The 20,061-nt window shown below is 73.0% G+C and carries 20 protein-coding genes; 10 read left to right on the top strand and 10 right to left on the bottom strand.

Annotated elements, in window-relative coordinates; translation table 11 throughout:
• Positions 1 to 21 precede the first annotated feature (21 nt).
• Genes ABD223_RS07605 through ABD223_RS07595 form a run of 3 tightly spaced genes read right to left on the bottom strand, consistent with a single transcriptional unit; the run spans position 22 to position 2,315 of the window.
• A complete protein-coding gene (locus tag ABD223_RS07605; protein WP_344035214.1) occupies positions 22 to 723 on the bottom strand; it encodes a lysophospholipid acyltransferase family protein in 702 nt (233 codons plus the stop codon).
• Positions 724 to 738: 15 nt separating this feature from the next.
• Positions 739 to 1,080, bottom strand: a complete 342-nt coding sequence (locus tag ABD223_RS07600) for a hypothetical protein (protein ID WP_344035213.1) — start codon at positions 1,078 to 1,080, stop codon at positions 739 to 741.
• A 38-nt stretch (positions 1,081 to 1,118) separates the two neighbouring features.
• Positions 1,119 to 2,315 (bottom strand): cytochrome P450, encoded by a 1,197-nt coding sequence (locus tag ABD223_RS07595; RefSeq protein ID WP_344035212.1) that lies wholly within the window; start codon positions 2,313 to 2,315, stop codon positions 1,119 to 1,121.
• Positions 2,316 to 2,520: 205 nt separating this feature from the next.
• Here ABD223_RS07595 and ABD223_RS07590 point away from each other — a divergent pair, with 205 nt between their 5' ends.
• Positions 2,521 to 3,456 (top strand): GNAT family N-acetyltransferase, encoded by a 936-nt coding sequence (locus ABD223_RS07590; RefSeq protein ID WP_344035211.1) that lies wholly within the window; start codon positions 2,521 to 2,523, stop codon positions 3,454 to 3,456.
• Here the strand turns inward: ABD223_RS07590 and ABD223_RS07585 are convergent.
• Positions 3,432 to 4,976, bottom strand: a complete 1,545-nt coding sequence (locus ABD223_RS07585) for a sodium:solute symporter (protein ID WP_344035210.1) — start codon at positions 4,974 to 4,976, stop codon at positions 3,432 to 3,434. The genes ABD223_RS07590 and ABD223_RS07585 overlap by 25 nt on opposite strands.
• A complete protein-coding gene (locus ABD223_RS07580; RefSeq protein WP_344035209.1) occupies positions 4,963 to 6,099 on the bottom strand; it encodes an anhydro-N-acetylmuramic acid kinase in 1,137 nt (378 codons plus the stop codon). The genes ABD223_RS07585 and ABD223_RS07580 overlap by 14 nt, the downstream gene beginning before the upstream one ends.
• Positions 6,100 to 6,214: 115 nt before the next feature.
• Between ABD223_RS07580 and ftsY the strand changes: the two genes are divergently transcribed.
• Positions 6,215 to 7,624 (top strand): signal recognition particle-docking protein FtsY, encoded by a 1,410-nt coding sequence (gene ftsY / locus ABD223_RS07575; RefSeq protein WP_344035207.1) that lies wholly within the window; start codon positions 6,215 to 6,217, stop codon positions 7,622 to 7,624.
• Between the two features lie 168 nt (positions 7,625 to 7,792).
• Here ftsY and ABD223_RS07570 read toward each other — a convergent pair whose 3' ends face one another.
• Together ABD223_RS07570 and ABD223_RS07565 are read right to left on the bottom strand one after the other, a co-directional pair.
• Positions 7,793 to 8,155 carry a hypothetical protein gene (locus ABD223_RS07570; protein ID WP_344035206.1) on the bottom strand — a complete coding sequence of 121 codons (363 nt, stop codon included), beginning with the start codon at positions 8,153 to 8,155 and terminating at the stop codon, positions 7,793 to 7,795.
• Positions 8,156 to 8,162: 7 nt separating this feature from the next.
• Positions 8,163 to 8,702 carry a flavodoxin family protein gene (locus ABD223_RS07565; RefSeq protein ID WP_344035205.1) on the bottom strand — a complete coding sequence of 180 codons (540 nt, stop codon included), beginning with the start codon at positions 8,700 to 8,702 and terminating at the stop codon, positions 8,163 to 8,165.
• 267 nt (positions 8,703 to 8,969) lie between these two features.
• Between ABD223_RS07565 and aceB the strand changes: the two genes are divergently transcribed.
• Genes aceB through ABD223_RS07550 form a run of 3 tightly spaced genes read left to right on the top strand, consistent with a single transcriptional unit; the run spans position 8,970 to position 12,198 of the window.
• Positions 8,970 to 10,502: a malate synthase A gene (gene aceB / locus ABD223_RS07560; RefSeq protein WP_344035204.1), complete on the top strand. Its 1,533-nt coding sequence runs from the start codon at positions 8,970 to 8,972 to the stop codon at positions 10,500 to 10,502.
• A gap of 1 nt (position 10,503) precedes the next feature.
• Complete coding sequence (locus ABD223_RS07555) at positions 10,504 to 11,688, top strand: DUF6986 family protein (protein WP_344035203.1); 1,185 nt, start codon at positions 10,504 to 10,506, stop codon at positions 11,686 to 11,688.
• A gap of 51 nt (positions 11,689 to 11,739) precedes the next feature.
• Positions 11,740 to 12,198 (top strand): Imm1 family immunity protein, encoded by a 459-nt coding sequence (locus ABD223_RS07550; protein WP_344035202.1) that lies wholly within the window; start codon positions 11,740 to 11,742, stop codon positions 12,196 to 12,198.
• Positions 12,199 to 12,202: 4 nt separating this feature from the next.
• Here the strand turns inward: ABD223_RS07550 and pucL are convergent, their stop codons facing one another.
• Genes pucL through uraD form a run of 3 tightly spaced genes read right to left on the bottom strand, consistent with a single transcriptional unit; the run spans position 12,203 to position 13,872 of the window.
• The gene (gene pucL / locus ABD223_RS07545) at positions 12,203 to 13,081 is read right to left on the bottom strand and encodes a factor-independent urate hydroxylase (RefSeq protein WP_344035201.1); all 879 of its coding nucleotides are present in this window, start codon (positions 13,079 to 13,081) and stop codon (positions 12,203 to 12,205) included.
• A gap of 3 nt (positions 13,082 to 13,084) precedes the next feature.
• Positions 13,085 to 13,387: a hydroxyisourate hydrolase gene (locus tag ABD223_RS07540; RefSeq protein WP_344035200.1), complete on the bottom strand. Its 303-nt coding sequence runs from the start codon at positions 13,385 to 13,387 to the stop codon at positions 13,085 to 13,087.
• Complete coding sequence (gene uraD, locus ABD223_RS07535) at positions 13,384 to 13,872, bottom strand: 2-oxo-4-hydroxy-4-carboxy-5-ureidoimidazoline decarboxylase (RefSeq protein ID WP_344035199.1); 489 nt, start codon at positions 13,870 to 13,872, stop codon at positions 13,384 to 13,386. Before uraD ends, ABD223_RS07540 begins: the two co-directional genes overlap by 4 nt.
• A gap of 171 nt (positions 13,873 to 14,043) precedes the next feature.
• Between uraD and allB the strand changes: the two genes are divergently transcribed.
• The 5 genes from allB (at position 14,044) to ABD223_RS07510 (ending at position 20,054) form a co-directional block, all read left to right on the top strand.
• Positions 14,044 to 15,339 (top strand): allantoinase AllB, encoded by a 1,296-nt coding sequence (allB, locus tag ABD223_RS07530; protein WP_344035198.1) that lies wholly within the window; start codon positions 14,044 to 14,046, stop codon positions 15,337 to 15,339.
• The gene (gene alc / locus ABD223_RS07525; RefSeq protein WP_344035197.1) at positions 15,336 to 16,340 is read left to right on the top strand and encodes an allantoicase; all 1,005 of its coding nucleotides are present in this window, start codon (positions 15,336 to 15,338) and stop codon (positions 16,338 to 16,340) included. The genes allB and alc overlap by 4 nt, the downstream gene beginning before the upstream one ends.
• 113 nt (positions 16,341 to 16,453) lie before the next feature.
• Positions 16,454 to 17,995: an alpha/beta hydrolase gene (locus ABD223_RS07520; RefSeq protein WP_344035196.1), complete on the top strand. Its 1,542-nt coding sequence runs from the start codon at positions 16,454 to 16,456 to the stop codon at positions 17,993 to 17,995.
• Positions 17,996 to 18,375: 380 nt separating this feature from the next.
• On the top strand, positions 18,376 to 19,719 hold the full coding sequence (locus tag ABD223_RS07515) for an ammonium transporter (protein ID WP_344035195.1): 1,344 nt from the start codon (positions 18,376 to 18,378) through the stop codon (positions 19,717 to 19,719).
• A complete protein-coding gene (locus tag ABD223_RS07510; RefSeq protein WP_344035194.1) occupies positions 19,716 to 20,054 on the top strand; it encodes a P-II family nitrogen regulator in 339 nt (112 codons plus the stop codon). Before ABD223_RS07515 ends, ABD223_RS07510 begins: the two co-directional genes overlap by 4 nt.
• Positions 20,055 to 20,061: the final 7 nt, after the last annotated feature.

The raw sequence follows: 20,061 nt of genomic DNA, 5'->3' as shown, positions 1-20,061 counted from the left end.
GCGCAAGAGCACTCGAACGGCCTAGTGGCGCGCGTCCAGCCGGGCCGCTTCCTCCGGCGTCGGCGCCGTGCCGCCCAGGTGCGCGGGCTGCCACCACTGGCCCTCGCCGGACTCCGGGTACCGCTGCTGGGCCTCGACCAGCAGCTCCTGCAAGCGGGTGCGCAGCGCCTCGTCCGTGGTCGGCTCGATCGGCGAACCCACCACGATCGTCACCGGCACGTGCCGCTGGGTCAGGTTCTTCGGCTTGCCCTTGGTCCACAGCCGCTGGGTGCCCCACAGCGCCACCGGCAGCAGCGGCACGCCGGCCTCGGTCGCCAGCCGCACCGCGCCGCTCTTGACCTCCTTGACCGCGAACGACCGGCTGATCGTGGCCTCGGGGAAGATCCCGACGACCTCGCCGGCCCGCAGCGCCGCCAGCGCCTGCTGGTAGGAGGCCTGGCCCGCGCTCCGGTCCACGGGGATGTGGTGCATGCCGCGCATCAGCGGCCCGGAGACCTTGTGCTCGAACACCTCGTGCTTGGCCATGAACCGCACGTACCTGCGGGCGGGCAGCGCCCCGAAACCCGCGAAGATGAAGTCCAGGTAGGAGACGTGGTTCGAGGCCAGCACGGCCCCGCCGGTGGTCGGCACGTGCTCGGTGCCGTCCCGGGTGATGCGCAGGTCGAGCACGCGGAACATCAACTTGCACGCGGCGATCACCGGCGGGTACACGCGATCAGGCATGACGCCCAGGATACGTTACTGATCAGTAGTCGTGCTGGTCGAGTGTTCGCGGACCACCTTCGGCGCGCCCGCCAGGTCCTCCTCGTTGCACAGCAGTTTCAGGTTGTAGTACGGCGAGCCCTTGGTGTCGTCGTAATCCAGGTGCACCGCGATCACGTCGACGGCTTCGCCGAGCCACTCCTGGGTCCGCCGCAGCCAGATCGCCGCGCGTTCCAGCGCGTTGGGCAGGTCGTCATCGCTGAACTCGACCGGTCGGTAGGGGACGTCCTGCACCTTGTCGCGCTGGTGGGAGGGCATCGGGAGGTCTACCGCCACCCCGGTGTCGTTGAGTTCGAGTTGGATCGTTTCCTCACTCACCCTCCCAGGGTTCCCCACAGCACCACGCCCGGCAACACCTACTCCAGGACGATTGGCAACTCGGCCAAACCGCTGACCAGCACCCGCCGCCACACCAGCTCGTCGACCGGGCGCGCCGGGCGCAGTCCCGGGAACCTCTGCAGCAGCACGCCCAGCGCCTCCTGGAGCTCGATCCGCGCCAGTTGCGCGCCCAGGCAGAAGTGCGGGCCGACGCCCAGCGCGAGGTGTTGGTTGGGCGTGCGGGCGAGGTCCAGCTCGTCGGGCTCGGGGAACGCCCTGGGGTCGCGGTTGGCCGAGCCGATCGACGCCATCACACCCTCGCCGGCGCGCACCACCACGCCCGCGACCTCCACGTCCTCCAGCGCGATCCGCAGCTGCCCCACGTCGCTGAGCCTCGTGAACCGCATCAGCTCCTCGACCGCGCCCGGCACCAGCCCCGGTTCGGCCGCCAGCCGCTCCCAGTGCCACCGGTCGCGCAGCAGCGTGGCCACGAAGCTGGTGATCTGGTTGGCCGACGTCTCGTGGCCGGCGACGAGCAGGTTCAGCGCGAACGCGACCAGCTCGTCGTGGGTGAGCGCGGTGGCGCACAGCTCGTCGAGCACGTCGTCCGACCGGCCCGCCCGCCGCTTCTCGGCCACCAGCCCGCCCATGTACTCCAGCAGGCCCGCCATCGCCGCCTCGACCCGCGGCCGTTCGGACACCTCCAGGCTGTACGCCGGCTCCACCCACCCGCGGAACCGCTCCCGGTCCGCGTAACGCACGCCCAGCAGCGTGCAGATCACCTGGATCGGCAGCGGCAGCGCGAACACCTGCCGCAGGTCCGCGCCGTCCACCACGTCGTCCGCCAGCTCCTCGCACAGCTCGCGCACCCACGGCCTGGTCGCCTCGACCCGCCGGTGCGAGAACGCGCCGGACACCAGCTTGCGCAGCCGGGTGTGCTCGGGCGGGTCGGTGGTCGGCAGGGTGTTGGGCAGCGGCTTGGACACCCCCGCCTGCGGCGCGCCCGCCGCCACCACGGCCGCGCGCGAGAACCGGGGGTCGGCCAGCACCAGCTTCACGTCGTCGTAGCGGGTCACCAGCCACACCTGCGCGCCCGTGAGGGTGCGCGCCCGGACCACGGGCGCCTCCTCCCGCAACCGGGCCCAGGTGGGCGAGGGGTCGAAGGCGAAGGCGTCGGGGAAGGGGATGTCGAGGACGTCGTCGGTGTGCCCGGGGGTCGTGGCGCTGTCCGTCATGCCCCGACGCTAGGAGCCGGACGCGCCAGGAGTCGAGCGGCGCGCAGCGCCGGCGCCGGCCCCCCGCCGCGGCAACCCGCCCAGCGGCACGCGGCCGTCGGCCCGCAGCAGGGTGTCCCGGGTCGTGGCCGGCCGGCGCGTCCTTCGCGTCCACGATCGGAAAACTCCCTCGCGTTCGTCAGATCCGCGAGCGACCATCTCAGCCATGTACGACATCCGTCCCGCCACCCGGTCCGACCTGGAGGCCGTCACCGCCCTGGTGCTCCGGTTGCAGGCCGACGACGCGCACCACATCGGCTACCTCGGCGAGACGCTCGGCGAGGTGGCCGAGGAGCTGGCCGAGTTCGAACCCGACTGGCCCTCGTGCACCGTCGTCGCCGTCGACGACTCGGACCGCGCGTGCGGCGCGCTGAGCATCGAGGTGGACACCGAGCTGCGCCGCGCGTTCCTGCACGGCCCGTTCGTGGACGTGCCGGTCAACCACCCGGCGGGCAGCCGCATCTGGGACCAGACCGCCGACGCCCTGTACGCCGCGGCGGCGTCGCTGCTCGGGGACGTCGTCGACCGCGAGCTGCTGGGCCACACCGGGCACCGGCGGCTGGCCGCGTTCGCCGAGAGGCACGGTTTCTCCGCCGCCCGACCGTGCGGCATACACACGCTGACGGGCGACGACCTGCGGAACCTGCTGCTGCGCGAGGCGGGCTGCCCGCGCACCGGGCCGGCGCGCGAAATGCGCGTGCTGCCCACCGACCCCGCCGTGCACGAGGCCGTCGCCGTCCTGCACGAGCGGTGCTTCCCCAAGACCTACCTGTCGGGCCGCTCCCTGGTGGACGGCAGCCGCGACCACACCGTCGTCGTCGCGATGGACGGCGAGCGGGTGCTCGGCTACGCCTCCGGCAAGGCCGACCCGGCCGAGTTCTACCTCGACTTCGTGGCGGTGGAGCCGGAGGTGCGCGGCAACGGCGTGGGCGCGGCCCTGGTCACCGAGCTGGTCTGGAAGCTCGCCGAGAAGTCCGGGGCGCGTCCCCAGGCCGCCGCCGCGATCCTGGCCGGCAACCGGTCGTCCCAACGCCTGTTCGAGCGCCTGGGCTTCCGGCTGCACCTGGAGCTGGTGGCCTACCGCGCGGGCAAGGCGGCTTGAGCGGGGTCGTCCGTCCGGTGCCGCAGCGACAGCAACCCGCCCACGACCAGCGTGACCAGCACGCCCAGCGGCGTGTACCAGGGGTAGGCGAGCGCGAACACCTTGTTCGCGGGCGACGCCGCGGCGAAGTCGACCACCAGGCGCGCGTCGGGGCCGACGAACTTCACCCCGAGGATCACGAACGCCATCACCACCACGGTCACCCCGAACGCCACGACCGCGTCGAGCTGCCGGGCCCGGCGGAACAGCAGCCCGAGCAGGAACGCGCCCAGCAGCGCGCCGTAGGTGAACCCGGAGATCGACAGGCCCTGCTCGACGATCGGGTTGCCGCGCCGGGTGAACGAGGCGAACAGCCCGGCGCACACGATCAGCAGGCCCGCCCACACCACGGTCCACGCGCGGCCCTGACGGAACATCTCCTCCTCCGTCATCGGGCGCCGCCGCACGCGCTGCACCACGTCGGTGACCGTCGAGGACGCCAGCGCCCCCAGCGACGACGACAGCGCCGCCGCGAGGATGCCCGCGATCACGAAGCCGGACAGCCCCGACGGCATCTCGTTGACGATGAAGTGCGCGAACAGCTCGTCGTTGTTGTTCAGGCCGAGGTCCTTCACCGGCGCGGCGGCCCGGTAGTGGGCCCACAGCATCACGCCGATGAACAGGAACAGCGCGAACTGGAAGAACACCACCACGCCGCTGGTGATCAGCGCCTTCTGCGCCGCCCGCACGTCCTTGGTGGCCATCAGCCGTTGCACCACCAGCTGGTCGGCGCCGTGCGAGGCCATGGACAGCACCGCGCCGCCGATGAGCGCGGTCGGCAGCGCGTACTGGGAGGTCAGCGGGTTGGAGCCGAGGTCGAGGACCTGGAACTTGCCCGCGTCGGAGGCGCCGGAGAACCAGCCGTCCGGCAGCTTCCCGCTCAGCACCGCGATCACCGCGACCGCGCCCAGGACGTACCAGAGCATCTGGATGGCGTCGACCCACACCACGGCCCGCACGCCGCCGAGGAAGCTGTAGACCACCATCGCCACGCCCAGCACCGCCACGATCGCCCAGTACGAGGCGTCCACGCCGTAGGCGGACAGCACCACCTTGACCGGGATGGCCGTGGCGAACAGCCGCAGGCCGTCCGCGAGCAGGCGGGTCACCAGGAACGTCACCGAGGCCGTGCCCTGGAGGCCGCCGCCGAACCGCTTGCCCAGGAACCCGTAGGCGGTGATCAGCTCGCCCGCGACGTACTTCGGCAGCAGCACGAACGACACCACGACCCGGCCGATGAAGTAGCCGATCGCGAGCGACAGGAACGTCGTGGTGCCGAGGTAGCCGACCGTGGGCACGCTCAGCACCGTCAGCGTCGACGTCTCCGCCGACACCACCGACACGCACACGACCCACCAGGGGATGCGGCGCTCGCCGACGAAGTAGTCGGTGGCCGACCGCTGCCTGCCGCCGATCCACACGCCCAGCAGCGGCATGCCCACCAGGAACAGCACGATGATGCCGACGTCAAGTGCGCGCACGGGGTCCTCCATCCCAGGGCCGCGGGCGGCGGCCGATCCTCAGACCGCGGACGGCGGTCACCGCGGGTTCCGGCAGGCGCGGCGGGAAGCGGCCCGGGGTGATCGACCCCAGCGGGCGCGGTCCGGCGGCGCCGGTGGCGGACGGCACGTTGGCGGGCAGGCCGTGCCAGGTCAGGAAGCCCAGCAGGGCGGCGAGGTAGGCCTCCTTGCCGTCGGCGGGCAGGCCGAACTCGTCGCTGGGGCGCAGGTCGACGTGCCGCCGCAGCGACTCGACGAGGGCGGGGTTGCGCATCCCGCCGCCCGAGCCGATGACGACGCCCTCGCACCCGGCGGCGGCGGTGCGGGCGGTCAGCTCGGTGAGGGTGGCGAGGAAGTCCTCGGCCTGGACGGTCATCCCGTCGGCGACCCGGTCCAGGTAGGCGCGGTTGAAGTGCTCCTTGCCGGTGGACTTGGGCGCGGGGAGCGCGTAGTACGGGTCGGCGAGGAGGCGGTCGAGCAGCTCGGCGTCCACCCGCCCGCGCCGGGCGAACTCGCCGTCGGTGTCCTGCGTGCGCCGGCCGCCGGTCAGCACGGTCATGGCCGCGTCCAGGAGCGCGTTGCCGGGCCCGGTGTCGAAGGCGATCACACCTTCGGGCGAAACCTTGGTCACGTTGGCGATGCCGCCGAGGTTCAGCGCGGTGGCCGGGCCGTCGAAGTCGGCCAGCCACAGCGCGTCCAGCGTGCTCGCCAGCGGCGCGCCGTGCCCGCCGGCGGCGACGTCGCGCGACCGGAAGTCGGAGATCACCGGCAGGCCGGTGGCTTCGGCTATCCACGCGGGCCTGCCGAGCTGGAGGGTGCCCAGGCAGCGGCCGCCCTCGACCTCGTGGTGCGCGGTCTGCCCGAGCGAGGCGACCAGGTCGCCCCGGTACCGCGCGGCCACCTCGCCGAACGCCCGCCCGATCCCGATGTCCAGGGCGCACAGGTCGGCGGCGGAGTTCGGCTGCTCCCGCAGGTGCTCGGGGAACGGGTGCCCGGCGTGCTCGACGGGTTCCAGGTGGACGGTGGGACCGTCCAGGGACAGTTCGGCCACGGCCACGTCGATGGCGTCCATCGAGGTGCCTGAGATGAGCCCGATCACCCTCACGCCTGTGGTCTATTGCACACCGGAGGGTGCGCGCAAGAGCGGTGGTGGGAAAGTTGCCTGATCTCGACGCGGTTCGTCGAACGGCAACATGGGCGGGTCGTGCGAGGATTGCCCGGTGACCACCACGACCCTGATCTGGATCATCGTCGTCGTCGCGGCACTGCTCCTGGTCGCCCTGGTGACGGGCGTCGTGCTGTCCCGGCGGCGGCGGATCAGCCTCACCGAGCCCGAGCAGGACAAGCCCGCCCAGGGGTACCGGGCGGGCGGCGCGATCACGTTCAACGCGCCCGCGCCGCCGCCGGTGGTCGAGCGCCCCGAACCCGACCTGGTGGAGAAGGCCGCACCCCCGGTCGCCGAACCGCGAATCGCCACGCCTCCGGTCCCTCCGCCCGTCACGCCTCCCGTCTCCCCGCCGGTCTCCCCGCCCGTCTCGGAGCCGGTGGTCGAACCGGTCGCGGAACCGGTCGAGCACCCGGTGGCCGAGCGCACGGAGGTCGACGGCCAGCCGGGCGTCGGCGACGACGCGGCCGTGCCGCGGGACTCGGCCAAGCGCGGGTTCGTCGAGGTCGAGCTGCCCGAGCAGGCGTCGGAGATCGACGAGATCGAGCCGACCGAGGGGCGGTTGGAGCGGCTGCGCGGGCGGCTGTCCCGGTCGCGGTCCACGTTCGGGCAGGGCCTGCTCGGCCTGCTCGGCGCGGGCGACCTGGACGAGGACTCGTGGACCGACGTCGAGGACACGCTGCTCATGGCCGACCTCGGCTCGGCGATCACCGACGAGGTGGTGGCCGCGCTGCGCGAGCAGATCGCGTCGCGGGGCGTGCGGACGTCCGACGACGCGCGGTCGATGCTGCGCGACGTGCTGGTGGGCGTGCTGCACCCGGAGATGAACCGCGCGGTCAACGCGCTGCCGCACTCGGGCAAGCCCGCGGTCGTGCTGGTGGTCGGCGTCAACGGCGTCGGCAAGACCACCACCACCGGCAAGCTGGCGCGCGTGCTGGTGGCCGACGGCCGGACCGTGCTGCTGGGCGCGGCGGACACGTTCCGCGCGGCGGCGGCCGACCAGTTGGAGACGTGGGGTTCGCGCGTGGGCGCGTCCACCGTGCGCGGCGCGGAGGGCGCGGACCCGGCGTCGGTGGCGTTCGAGGCGGTCAAGCGCGGCGTGGACGCGGGCGTGGACACCGTCCTCGTCGACACGGCGGGCCGCCTGCACACCAAGACCGGCCTGATGGACGAGCTGGGCAAGGTCAAGCGCGTGGTGGAGAAGCAGGCGGCGGTGGACGAGGTGCTGCTGGTCCTCGACGCCACCACCGGCCAGAACGGCCTCACCCAGGCCCGCGTCTTCGCCGACGTCGTCAACGTGACCGGCATCGTGCTGACCAAGCTCGACGGCACCGCCAAGGGCGGCATCGTCTTCCAGGTCCAGCGGGAGCTGGGCGTCCCCGTCAAGCTCGTCGGCCTGGGCGAGGGCGCCGACGACCTGGCCCCCTTCGAACCCCACGCCTTCGTGGACGCCCTGCTCGGCTGACCCCGCGCGTGTCCTCCACTCCGGCACCGCGTGTCCTCCACTCCGGCACCGTGAACCGACCGCTCGGGCACCAGGCAGCCGTCCTGAGCGGTCGACTCGCGGTGTCCGAGTGGAGGACACGCGACGTCTGGGCGGAGGACACGCGATGCCTGAGTGGAGGACACGCGGTTAGTCGGGGCAGTGGTGCCAGCATTCTTTTAGGTGGCCCGTGGTGGTCACGTGGTGGTGCAGGGGAGGCAGGGGGGAGCGGATCACCTGGGGGTGGATCTGCGGAGGAGAGCTGCGTGGGGGAGGGGTGAGGGCTAGGGGGTGGGGTGGGTGCGGGGGGCGCCAGGTCGGGCGGTTGGTGGCCCGGACGCGGGCGCCGGGGTAGGTGCGCCGGTGCTCGGCGATCAGGTCCACCAGCCACGCCACCCGGTCGGCCGGGGCGGTGGTGGGCGCCGGCGGGAGCTCGGTCCCGTCGCACCAGCGGCCCACCACCTGGTGATCGGTCCAGAACAGGGTCAGCGTTCGTCCGCGGTGGGTCGTCACCCGGTGATCATGCCGCGAAGAACGTCTTCGCCCGCGTCAGCGCGGTGGTGTCCGACAGCACGTCACCCGGTCGGTTCCCGATGCCGACCAGGCCGCCGCCCCACGACATCTTCGTCCAGTCCGCGGCGCGCCGGAGCGCGTCCAGCAGCGCGTCGGCCTGGTGGTGCTCCTCGGCGAGCGCGGTGACCACCCAGAGCTTCTTGCCCGCCATGGTGTCCAGGAAGCCGGGGACGCGCTCCCAGTTCGACCAGTGGTCCAGGTAGCGCTTGGTCGACGACGACACGCTGTACCAGTAGGTCGGCGAGGCGATCACGATGTCCGTCGCCTCCAGCGTGGCGTCCAGCAGCAGCTTCTCGTTGCCCTTCGGGTCGGGCCGCTCGCTGACCGGCCAGCGGACGTCCCGGTACTCCTCCAGCGGCACGTCGCCCAGCCACAGCCAGCGCTGCTCGACGTCGCCGAGCTGTTCGGCCGCGATCCTGGCCAGCTGCTCGGTGTTGCCGTCGCGCCGCGCGCTGCCCAGCACGAACAGGAACCTGCGGTCGGTCATGTCGCCTCCAAACCATGTGTATGTACGTGCATGTAATCTACCTGCGAGCGGGAGCACGTCAAGTCCGTTCCACCGGGGGGCGGTCGAGGGCCGCCTGGGCCGCGACCCGGTCCGGCGGGGCGTTCCAGCAGGTCGAAGGCTCGTCGCGGCGACCTGACGCCACCGGCGGACTCCCGGGGCACGGCCATCGCGCCCTCGTTGCCGTTCCGCTTCGCGGAAACTAGGGTCCGCTGAGCAGAAGTCGGCTTCGGAACAGAGGTGGCCTCCATGCCCGGTGTTCGCGTCCTCGGCGGCGAAGTGGAACGCGGGGACGAGGTCCTCACCCCGGAGGCGCTGGAGTTCGTCGCCGAGCTGCACCGGGCGTTCGCGCCGGAGCACGCCGCGCTGATGCGCCGCCGCGCGCAACGCCGCCCGCTCGGCTTCCTGCCCGAGACCAAGGCCGTGCGCGACGGGGACTGGCGGGTCGCCGAGGCGCCCGAGCCGCTGCGCGACCGGCGGGTGGAGATCACCGGCCCGACCGAGCGCAAGATGACGGTCAACGCGCTGAACTCCGGCGCGAAGGTGTGGCTGGCCGACCTGGAGGACGCGAACACGCCGCACTGGCACAACGTGGTCTCCGGCCAGGTCAACCTCCGCGACGCGGCCCGTGGCACCATTGGGTTCACCTCGCCGGAGGGCAAGCGCTACGCCCTGCGCGACGACGTGGAGCGCCCCGCGATCGTGGTCCGCCCGCGCGGCTGGCACCTGCCGGAGAAGCACCTGGAGGTCGACGGCGAACCCGCCATCGGCGCCCTGGTCGACTTCGGCCTGCACTTCTTCCACAACGCCTCGCTCGGCCGGCCGTACTACTACCTGCCGAAGCTGGAGGGCCACCTCGAAGCCCGGCTGTGGAACGGCGTGTTCACCACCGCGCAGCAGCGGCTCGGCGTCCCGCACGGCACGATCCGCGCGACCGTGCTGATCGAGACCATCCCGGCCGCGTTCGAGATGGAGGAGATCCTCCACGAGCTGCGCGACCACGCCTCCGGTCTCAACGCCGGCCGCTGGGACTACCTGTTCAGCATCATCAAGTACTTCCGCGACGCGGGCCCGGACGCCGTGCTGCCCGACCGCGGCAGCATCACCATGACCGCGCCGTTCATGCGCGCCTACACCGAACTCCTGGTGCGCACCTGCCACAAGCGCGGCGCGTTCGCCATCGGCGGCATGGCCGCGTTCATCCCGAACCGGCGCGACCCCGGGGTCACGGAGAACGCGCTGGCGAAGGTGCGCGCGGACAAGACCCGCGAGGCGGGTGACGGGTTCGACGGCTCCTGGGTCGCCCACCCCGACCTCGTGCCGGTGTGCCGGGAGATCTTCGACGCGCAGCTGGGCGACGAGCCCAACCAGCTCGGCGTGCAGCGGTCGGACGTGTCGGTCACCGCGGAGCAGCTGCTGGACTTCGCCTCGGCCGGTGGCGGCGCGACCCGCGCGGGCCTGGAGTCGGCGGTGGACGTCGGTGTGCGCTACCTGCTGTCGTGGCTGGGCGGCAACGGCGCGGCGGCCATCCACAACCTCATGGAGGACGCCGCCACCGCCGAGATCTCCCGCTCCCAGCTGTGGCAGTGGGTGCACAACGACGTGGTGCTCGACGACGGCACGCCGGTCACCGCCGACCTGGTGCGCGAGGTGCTGGCCGAGGTGGCGCGGGACCTGGGCGGCGACCACCTCGCGCCGGCCGTCGAGCTGTTCGAGCAGGTCGCGCTGGCCGACGAGTTCGTGGACTTCCTGACCCTGCCCGCCTACGAGCGGATCGGCTGACGTGCCCCGGACCTCGCTCGACCCGGGCGCGGTGCGGGCGCTCACCGCGCGGCTGACCGACGTGGAGCCGAGGTGGCCGGTCGGCAGGCAGCCCGTGCACACCTGCTACGTCCCCGCCGACCGGGTCACCGCCTCGACGGTGCGGGACTGGGGCGCGGGGGCGATCGGGGCGCTGGACGCGCACCCCGACCTGGTCGGCCTGCTCGGCGTGCCCGAGGTCGTGCCGGACCGGGTGCGCGCCAAGCTCGCCGCCGAACCGGTGGAGGACCTGCGGGTCGACTTCGAGGACGGCTACGGGGTCCGCGCCGACGACGAGGAGGACGCCGACGCCGAGCGCACCGCGCTGGTGGTGCGGGACTGGCTGGCCGACGGCGTCGCGCCGCCGCGCTTCGGGCTGCGGGTGAAGTCGTTCGACACGGCGGCGCTGCGCGAGCGCGGCCTCCGCACCCTCGACGTCTTCCTGACCGCGCTCGGCGGCGCGCCCGAGGGGCTGGTGATCACCTTCCCCAAGGTCACGTCGGTGGCGCAGGTCGAGGTGTTCGGCGAGGTGCTCGACCTGTTCGGGCTGCCGCTGCGGTTCGAGGTCCAGGTCGAGACGACGCGGTCGGTCGTCGACCCGGAGGGGCGGCTGGCCCTGCCGCGGTTCGTCGAGGCGGGCCGGGGTCGGGTCAGCGGCCTGCACTTCGGCACCTACGACTACACGGCGGGCTGCGGTCTCGGCGCGGCGCACCAGCACCTGGCGCACGGGGCGTGCGACTTCGCCCGCAACGTCATGCAGGTGTCCGCGGCGGGCACGGGCGTCGAGCTGTCCGACGGCTCCACCAACGTGCTGCCGGTCGGCGACCGGGTCGAGGAGGGGTGGCGCACGCACTACCGCCTGGTGCGCCGGTCCCTGGCGCACGGCTTCTACCAGGGCTGGGACCTGCACCCGGCGCAGCTGGTGACCAGGTACGCGGCGGTGCACGCGTTCCACCTGGAGGGCGTGGGGGCCGACGCGCGCCGGCTCCGGGCGTACGTGGAGCGCGCCGGCGGCGCCGTGCTGGACGAGCCCGCCACCGCCCAGGCCCTGTCGGCGTCCTTCCTGCGCGCGCTGGACTGCGGCGCGCTGGCCGAGGACGAGGTCCGCGACGCCACCGGCCTGGGCCTGCCCGAGCTGCGGGAGCTGGCCCGTCGCCGGATGGGGTGATCCTGGCGGCTCGCCGGGCCGATCCGCGCCCGAGCCGCCATCGTGGTGCGCATGACCATGCGCGCCGGGGTGTGGACCGGGCTGCCCGACCTGGAGCGGGCCGAGTTCCGCTACCAGGTGGTGGCGTGCGAGGCGGACGTCGACCTGCTCGTCGAGTCCCTGGCGCGGCCCGGGTGCAACGACGGGATGCTGGAGCACTTCGGCCGCGACGTGGACGACGAGGGCGAGAGCGACCACAACCTGGTGCTGGCCGTCCGCGGCGGGTGGGGCTACCTGAACTACGTCGACGACGAGTTCACCGGCTGGCCCAAGGGCGACCCGGGCGCGCCGTTCGTGGACGAGCCGTACACGGACTTCCCGCCGGGGGTGGGCGTGCCGCTGCCGGTGTTCCGGGCGATCCTGCTGGAGTTCCTGGCCACGGCGCGGCGGCCGACCGCCGTGGACTGGTACGAGGAGTCCGACCTGTTCCACTCCTGGCGGCTCCAGCGGATGGCGCGGTACGAGGGGTGAGGCGCTAGAAGGCGGGCAGGGTGTGCCAGGCCAGTCCGGGGTCCTCGGCGTCGTCGCGCAGCACCGAGCCCTCGATGAGCCCGTACGGCCGGTCGGCGGCGTGGAACACCTCGTTGTCGTTCGCCAGCCCGAACGGGGACAGGTCGACGGCGAAGTGGTGCCGGTTCGGCATGGACAGCCGGACCTCGGCCACCTCCGGCCGGGCCAGCAGCACCGCCTCGCCCATCGCGTAGAGGGTCTGCTGCAACGACAGGCTGTGCTTGCCGGCGAAGGTGGTCAGCAGCAGCAGCCTGATCGCGGCGTGCGCCTCGGCCCAGTCGACCTCCCCGGTCCGGTAGCGCCAGCGGGCGGTGACGGAGGTGGCGAGCACGCGGTCGTCGGTCTCCTGGAGCGTCGTGTACTCGTCGCGCGGGAAGCCGTGGAACTCCGAGCCGGTGGTCTTGAGCACCACGAGGTCCCGCACGCCGGACACCACCCACGACCGGTCGCCGTCGACGGTCACGGCGGTGGTGCGCTTCTCGGCGCTGCCCGACACGAACGAGTGGCCGTTGCCCTCGATCCGCTGCCACGGGTGCTCGTCGACCAGGACCCGCGCGCCGGTGATGGCCTCCTGGGAGGACACGAAGTGCCTGCCGAGCCGCAGCGCGAAGTCCTCGATCTCGCCGACGGGCTGCCGCTTGGCGAAGGCGTGGACGGTGTTCTTCTGCGTGTCGGTGGCCAGCACCTTGGCGTTGTCGCCGGTCAGGTGGGTGTCCGCGAGGTCGCCGCGCAGGGAGGTGCTCACGGTCAGGTCCTTGATCCGGTGCACGTCGCCGTCGCGCGACACCACGACGAGGCGGTTCTCCGCCTTCCCGTACTGGTTGTCCCCCAGGACGATGGCCACGGGTCAGCTCCCCCGGTAGGTGGTGTACGAGAACGGGCTCAGCAGGACCGGCACGTGCAGGTGGCCCCCTTCGGCCCGGAAGGTCACGGTGATCTCCGGGTAGAACGGGGTGTCGACCTCGAACACCAGCCGGTGCACGCCGGGTGACAGCCGTTCGGCGAACCGCAGCCGCCCGTCGTCGTCGGTGCGCCCGGTGGCCAGCACCTCGCCGTCGCGCTCCAGCCGGACCGGCACGCCGACCCGGGGCCGGCCCGCCTCCGCGTCGAGCACGTGGGTGGACAGCGTGCACCCGCCGGAGGTGGTCACGACAGCACCTTCCCCAGCCGCAGCGCCGCGATCCCGGCCAGTTCCCGGTTCGCCACGCGCAGCTCGACGCCCGGCGGGTTGGCCAGGCGCGCGGTGAGGTCGGCCAGCACCTGCTCGCCGCTCAGCCCGGTCGCGCGCACCAGGTAGACGTGCCCGAAGCGCTCCTCGTAGGCGGCGTTCGCGGCGGCCAGCCGTTCGGCGGCGGAGGCGGCGACGCCGGACTGCTCGTCGGCGGACCACCTCGCGCCGGGCCCGTCGCCCGTCGCGCGCTCGCCGATGCGCGGGTGCCCGGCGATCGCGGCGCGGACCTCGTCGTCGGACAGCCCCTCGGCGGCCCGGTGCGCGGCGGCGAGCAGCGCGTCCACGTCCGCGTAAGGCCTGCCGGCCAGCACGGCGTCGACCCAGCGCGGCGCCGCGAGGCACTCGGCGAGCAGGGGGCGGAGTTCATCCTGGTGCGCCGAGTTGAACGCGGGCAGGTCGGGCACTGGCGGTCCCCGTTCCGGTATCGCGGAACCTCGTTTCCGCCCCCGGGACGGTACGAGCGCCCTTCCGGACGTGTCAATGAGGTGAGACCCCGCCGCGACGGCCCGATCGGAAACGATCCCGGAACACCCGGGTGGTCGCCACGCGCCGGCTCGGCTGGGAAGGTGAGGTCCATGGACCTGGTGCTGCGCGCGGCGCGAGTGATCACCCCGGACGGCGAGCGCGCGGCCGACGTCGGCGTGGCGGGCGGGCGCGTGGTCGCGGTGGCCGATCGCCTCGACGCCGGCGCCGTGGTGGAGCTGGCGCCGGACGAGGTCCTGCTGCCCGGCCTGGTGGACACCCACGTCCACGTCAACGACCCGGGGCGCGCCGAGTGGGAGGGCTTCGCCACGGCCACCCGGGCGGCGGCGGCCGGCGGCGTCACCACGATCGTGGACATGCCGCTGAACAGCGTGCCGCCGACCACGACGCCGGCGGCGCTGGAGGTCAAGCGGGCGGCGGCGCGCGGCCGGGTCCACGTGGACGTCGGCTTCTGGGGCGGCATCGTGCCGGACAACGCCGACGACCTGGTGGCCCTGCACGACGCCGGCGTGTTCGGCTTCAAGTGCTTCCTGCTCCACTCGGGCGTGGACGAGTTCCCGCACGTCACCACCGACGAGCTGCGCCGGGCCCTGGACCGGTTGGCGCCGCTGGGCGCGCTGGCGGTCGTGCACGCCGAGGACCCGCGCGAGGTCACCGACCCCGGCCCCGGCTACCGGGCGTTCCTGGACTCCCGGCCGCACCGCGCGGAGACCAGGGCGATCGGCTCGGTGGTCGACCTGGCCGCCGAGACCGGCGCCCGGCTGCACGTGCTGCACCTGTCCAGCGGTGAGGCCCTGGCGCGGCTGCGGGAGGCGCGGGGGCGCGGGCTGGCGGTGACCGCGGAGACGTGCCCGCACTACCTCACGTTCGTCGCCGAGGAGATCGCGGACGGCGCGACGGAGTTCAAGTGCTGCCCGCCGATCCGCGACGCGGCCAACCGGGAGCTGCTGTGGCGCGCCCTGGGCGAGGGCCTGGTCGACCTGGTGGTGACCGACCACTCGCCGTGCACCCCGGAGCTGAAGCGGGGCGACTTCGCCACCGCGTGGGGCGGTGTGGCGAGCCTCCAGCTGGGCCTGCCCGCGGTGTGGACCCAGGCCCGGCGGCGCGGGTACGCGCTGACCGACGTGGTGCGGTGGATGGCGACCAACCCGGCCGACCTGGTGGGGTTGCCGACCAAGGGCCGGATCGCGCCCGGCGCGGACGCCGACTTCGCGGTGTTCGCCCCGGACGAGGCGTTCGTGGTGGACCGGGCGGCGCTGCACCACCGCAACCCCGTCACGCCGTACCACGGCCGCCCGCTGTCCGGGGTGGTGCGGCGCACGTGGCTGCGCGGGCAGCCGGTGGACGACCGACCGCGCGGGCGGTTGCTGACCAGGGGAGGACCATGACCGAGGCACCCGGCTGGACCCTGCTGCCCGACCTGGCCTGCCGGTCGGTCGGCGGCGGCGTGGTGTGGGCCAACGACGAGTCCTTCGCCGAGCGGGAGAACCTGGTCGAGCGGGCCGAGCCGGGGTACCGGCCGCACACGTTCGGCAACAAGGGCCAGGTCTACGACGGCTGGGAGACGCGCCGCCGCCGCGAGCCGGGCGCGGACCACGCGGTCGTGCGCCTCGGCCTGCCCGGCGTCGTCCGGGGCGTGGTGGTGGACACGGCGTTCTTCAAGGGCAACTACCCGCCGTTCGCGTCGGTGGAGGCGACCGCGGTCCGGGGCCACCCGGCGCCGTCGGAGCTGACCGACTGGGAGACCCTGGTGCCGAGGTCGCCCCTGGAGGGCGACCGCAAGCACCACTTCGACGTGGCCGACGGGCGTCGCTGGACCCACGTCCGCCTGACCATCCACCCGGACGGCGGCGTGGCGCGGCTGCGCGTGCACGGCGAGCCGGTGGTCGACCCGGACCTGGTGACGCCGGGGGCGCTGGACCTGGCGGCGCTGGAGAACGGCGCTTCGGTCACCGCGTGCAGCAACATGTTCTACGGCTCGCCGGGCAACCTGATCGCGCCGGGACAGGCCCGGGTGATGGGCGAGGGCTGGGAGACCGCGCGCCGCCGCGACGACGGCAACGACTGGGTGGAGATCGCGCTGGCCGCGCCCGGCGTGGTCCACCTGGCGGAGCTGGACACCACCCACTTCAAGGGCAACGCGCCGGGGTGGGCGTCGGTGCGGGGCGGGCGCGGCGACGGCGAGTGGTTCGACCTGCTGCCCCGGACCCGGTTGCAGCCCGACACGCGCCACCGCTTCCGCGTCGAGCGGGGCGGGGAGGTGACCCGCGCGCGGCTCGACATCTACCCGGACGGCGGGATGGCCCGCCTCCGCCTGATCGGCTCACTGACGCCGGCGGGACTCGATGCGCTCACCAAGCGCTATCAGTCCGTAACCCAAACGATGTGAAGTTGTCAGTCTGAGGGCTGATCTCATGTCCGACTTGAGTTGGTTGTGAGACGCGCAACACCCCTGAAAGCCTGCCATCACCCTATCGGGTGACAGGAACTAGGGAGGAACCTGTGCGATCGAGCATCCGAGCGCTGAGCGGCGTCGCCGCCGCCGTCGCGCTCGCAGTGGGGACAGCGCCGTCCGCGTCCGCGGAACCGCCGGGCGCGGCCGGGACGCCGGCGCCGCGCGTCGAGTGGGCGCCGTGCGAGGAACTGGCCGAGGTGGAGTGCGGCGCGCTCAGCCTGCCGATCGACTGGGAGCGCCCGCGCGGCGAGCGGTTCGACCTCGCCGTCGCCCGGCGCAAGGCCACCGACCCGACCAAGCGCGTCGGGGTGCTGGTGATCAACCCCGGTGGGCCCGGCGGTTCGGGTGTCAGCTTCGCGCTGGGCGCGAACGAGTACTTCAGCCCGGCCGTGCTGGAGCGCTTCGACGTCGTCGGCTTCGACCCGCGCGGCGTGGCCCGCAGCCAACCGGTGAAGTGCTCGCTCGACCTGCTGCTGGACGCGCCGTCGACCTACCCGGCCGACGAGGCGGGCTTCCGGGAGCTGGCCGCGTACAACCGCGAGCTGGCCGCCGACTGCCGCGAGCACTCCGGTCCGATCTACGACCACGCCGACACCCTGTCCGTGGTCAAGGACATCGACGCGCTGCGCAAGGCGCTCGGCGAGCGGAAGATCAACTACTACGGCATCTCCTACGGCACGCTCATCGGCCAGCAGTACGCCGAGGAGTTCGGCCGCGACATCCGCGCCATGGTCCTCGACTCGAACATGGACCACAGCCTGGGCGTCCGGCGCTTCAACGAGACCGAGGCCGTGGCCGCCGAGGACTCCTTCCACGAGTTCGTGAAGTGGTGCGACCGCACCCCGTCGTGCGCCCTGCACGGCCGGGACGTGGCCGCGGTGTGGGACGACCTGCTCGCCCGCGCCGACCGCGGCGAGCTCACCAACCCGGGCAACCCGGGCCAGGTGATCACCGCCCGGCAGCTCAGCGGCGCCGCGCTCGGCGCGTTCTACGGCCCGGACTGGGCCCCGCTGGCCCAGTTGGTCGCGGACCTGGTCGCGGGCGCGCCGAGCGCCGCGGCGTTCGCGGCGGAGGAGACCGCGGAGAACCCGTTCGCCGCGGTGTTCTGCCAGGACTGGGCGATCCGCGTGAAGAGCCACCGCGAGCTGTCCGCGCTGGTCGAGCGGAACAACCGGCTCGCGCCGCACATGCGCGGTTCGAGCCTCGGGCACGAGGCGACCGCCGGCTGCGTCGGCCTGCCGGAGAAGGTGAACAACCCGCAGCACCGGCTGCGGATCGAGGACGCGCCCAAGATCCTCATGACCAACGCCCTGCACGACCCGTCCACGCCCTACGAGTGGGCGGTCAACGCCCACCGGCAGAGCCGCGACACCACCGTGCTGCTCACCTACGAGGGCTGGGGCCACGGCGTCTACGGCCGCAGCGACTGCACCACCGGCGCCATGGACGAGTACCTGATCACCCTCAAGACCCCGCGCGACGGCGCCCGCTGCGCGGCGGTCGAACCCCCGGCCGAGTCGGTCGCGTCGCTCGACGCGACGCCGCGCCCGGTCGGCCCGGCGCCCGGCGTGCCGGGCTGGGAGCGGTAGCCGCACCAGGTCCACGAGCCGCCCTCGCCGCCCCTCGGCGAGGGCGGCTCGTGCCGTCCGCGGAGGGCCGTGCGCCGATCGGCCCACCCGCTCTGGCAGGCTCGACCGGGCACCGCCGGAACGGTCGTGACCCACCGTCGCCGGCGCCGCGGTCGGGAGACCCGGGACCACCCCGGGTGCGAGGGGCGCTCACACGGTCCGTCACCGGGGATTCCCCGGTCGAGCGGACTGATCGCGGGCGGAACCGCCCCCTTCAAGCACGCGAAACCTGGTCGTAACACCGGGCACCGGACAGTTCACCGGCGCGAAACCTTCGGCGCAACCGCGTGAAACAGGACATACCGATGCTCCCTGCAACCGACGTGCAGTGGAGGTCGACAGTGGATACAGGGGACACCGCCTGGGTACTCACCAGTGCCGCGCTGGTGCTGTTGATGACACCGGGCCTGGCCTTCTTCTACGGGGGCATGGTCCGGTCCAAGAGCGTGCTCAACATGATGATGATGAGCCTGGGTGCCATCGGCGTGGTCGGTGTGCTCTGGGTCCTCGTCGGCTACTCGATGGCGTTCGGCAAGGACGTCGGCGCGGGCCTGCTGGGCTCGCCCTTCGAGTTCTTCGGCCTCGACGGCCTGCTCAGCCCCGACGCGCTGTCCGGCACGCTGCCGGCCACGGTGTTCGTCGCGTTCCAGGCGATGTTCGCCATCATCACCGTGGCGCTGATCTCGGGCGCCATCGCCGACCGTGCCCGCTTCGGCCCCTGGCTGCTGTTCGCGGGCCTCTGGTCGATCGTCGTCTACTTCCCGGTCGCGCACTGGGTCTTCGACTTCGACGGCAAGGACGAGGCGGGCAACGTCGTCGACCCGGGCGGCTGGATCGCCAACCAGCTGGCCGCCATCGACTTCGCCGGCGGCACGGCGGTGCACATCAACGCCGGTGCGGCGGGCCTGGCGCTGGCGCTGGTCCTCGGCAAGCGCGTCGGTTGGCCGAAGGACCGGATGAAGCCGCACAGCCTGCCGCTGGTCGTCCTGGGCGCCGGTCTGCTGTGGTTCGGCTGGTTCGGCTTCAACGCGGGCTCCGCGGTCGCCGCCAACGCCACCGCCGGCGTCACCTTCGTCAACACCCTGGTCGCCACGTCCGCCGCGATGCTGGGCTGGCTGCTGGTCGAGCGCGTCCGCGACGGCAACGCCACGACCCTCGGCGCGGCCTCCGGCATCGTCGCGGGCCTCGTCGCGATCACCCCGGCCTGCTCGTCGGTCACCCCGCTCGGCGCCATCGCGATCGGCGCGATCACCGGCGCGCTGTGCGCCCTGGCGGTCAGCCTCAAGTACCGCTTCGGCTTCGACGACTCGCTCGACGTGGTCGGCGTGCACCTGGTCGGCGGCCTGTCCGGCACCCTGCTGATCGGCCTCTTCGCCAGCGACGCCGCGCCGGCGGGCGTCAACGGCCTCTTCTACGGCGGCGGCGTCGACCAGCTGTGGCGGCAGGCCGTCGGCGCGATCGCGGTGTTCGCGTACTCCTTCGTGCTCAGCCTGCTGCTCGGCTACCTGATCAAGGTCACGATCGGCTTCCGGGCCGACGAGGAGGCCGAGGTCGGCGGCATCGACGAGGCCGAGCACGCGGAGACCGCCTACGAGTTCGGCAGCGGCCTCGGCACCCGTGGCGGGAGCAAGTCCAGTGTCGCCGCCGGCGCCACCGCCGTCCTTGAGGGGAGCAACAAGTCATGAAGCTGGTCACCGCGATCATCAAGCCGTTCACCCTGGACGACGTGAAGGCATCCCTGGAGCAGCTGGGGGTGCTGGGCATGACCGTCAGCGAGGTGCAGGGCTACGGCAGGCAGAAGGGCCACACCGAGGTCTACCGCGGCGCCGAGTACGCCGTCGACTTCGTGCCCAAGCTGCGCATCGAGGTGCTGATCGACGACGCGGCCGTGGACAAGGTCCTGGACGCCGTCGTGGAGGCCGCGCGCACCGGCAAGATCGGCGACGGGAAGGTCTGGGTGACCCCGGTCGACACGGTCATCCGGGTTCGGACCGGGGAGCGCGGCTCGGACGCCCTGTAGGGAAGGG

Origin of the sequence: Saccharothrix xinjiangensis, assembly GCF_039527585.1 — a bacterium.
Lineage (GTDB): Bacteria > Actinomycetota > Actinomycetes > Mycobacteriales > Pseudonocardiaceae > Actinosynnema > Actinosynnema xinjiangensis.
This window is presented reverse-complemented; position numbering and strand designations above follow the sequence as displayed.

Coding starts and splice junctions, on each gene's coding strand:
- ABD223_RS07605 (WP_344035214.1), bottom strand. CDS start 723: ATGCCTGATCGCGTGTACCCGCCGGTGATCGCCGCGTGCAAGTTGATG.
- ABD223_RS07595 (WP_344035212.1), bottom strand. CDS start 2,315: ATGACGGACAGCGCCACGACCCCCGGGCACACCGACGACGTCCTCGAC.
- ABD223_RS07590 (WP_344035211.1), top strand. CDS start 2,521: ATGTACGACATCCGTCCCGCCACCCGGTCCGACCTGGAGGCCGTCACC.
- ABD223_RS07565 (WP_344035205.1), bottom strand. CDS start 8,702: ATGACCGACCGCAGGTTCCTGTTCGTGCTGGGCAGCGCGCGGCGCGAC.
- aceB (WP_344035204.1), top strand. CDS start 8,970: ATGCCCGGTGTTCGCGTCCTCGGCGGCGAAGTGGAACGCGGGGACGAG.
- ABD223_RS07550 (WP_344035202.1), top strand. CDS start 11,740: ATGACCATGCGCGCCGGGGTGTGGACCGGGCTGCCCGACCTGGAGCGG.
- allB (WP_344035198.1), top strand. CDS start 14,044: ATGGACCTGGTGCTGCGCGCGGCGCGAGTGATCACCCCGGACGGCGAG.
- alc (WP_344035197.1), top strand. CDS start 15,336: ATGACCGAGGCACCCGGCTGGACCCTGCTGCCCGACCTGGCCTGCCGG.
- ABD223_RS07510 (WP_344035194.1), top strand. CDS start 19,716: ATGAAGCTGGTCACCGCGATCATCAAGCCGTTCACCCTGGACGACGTG.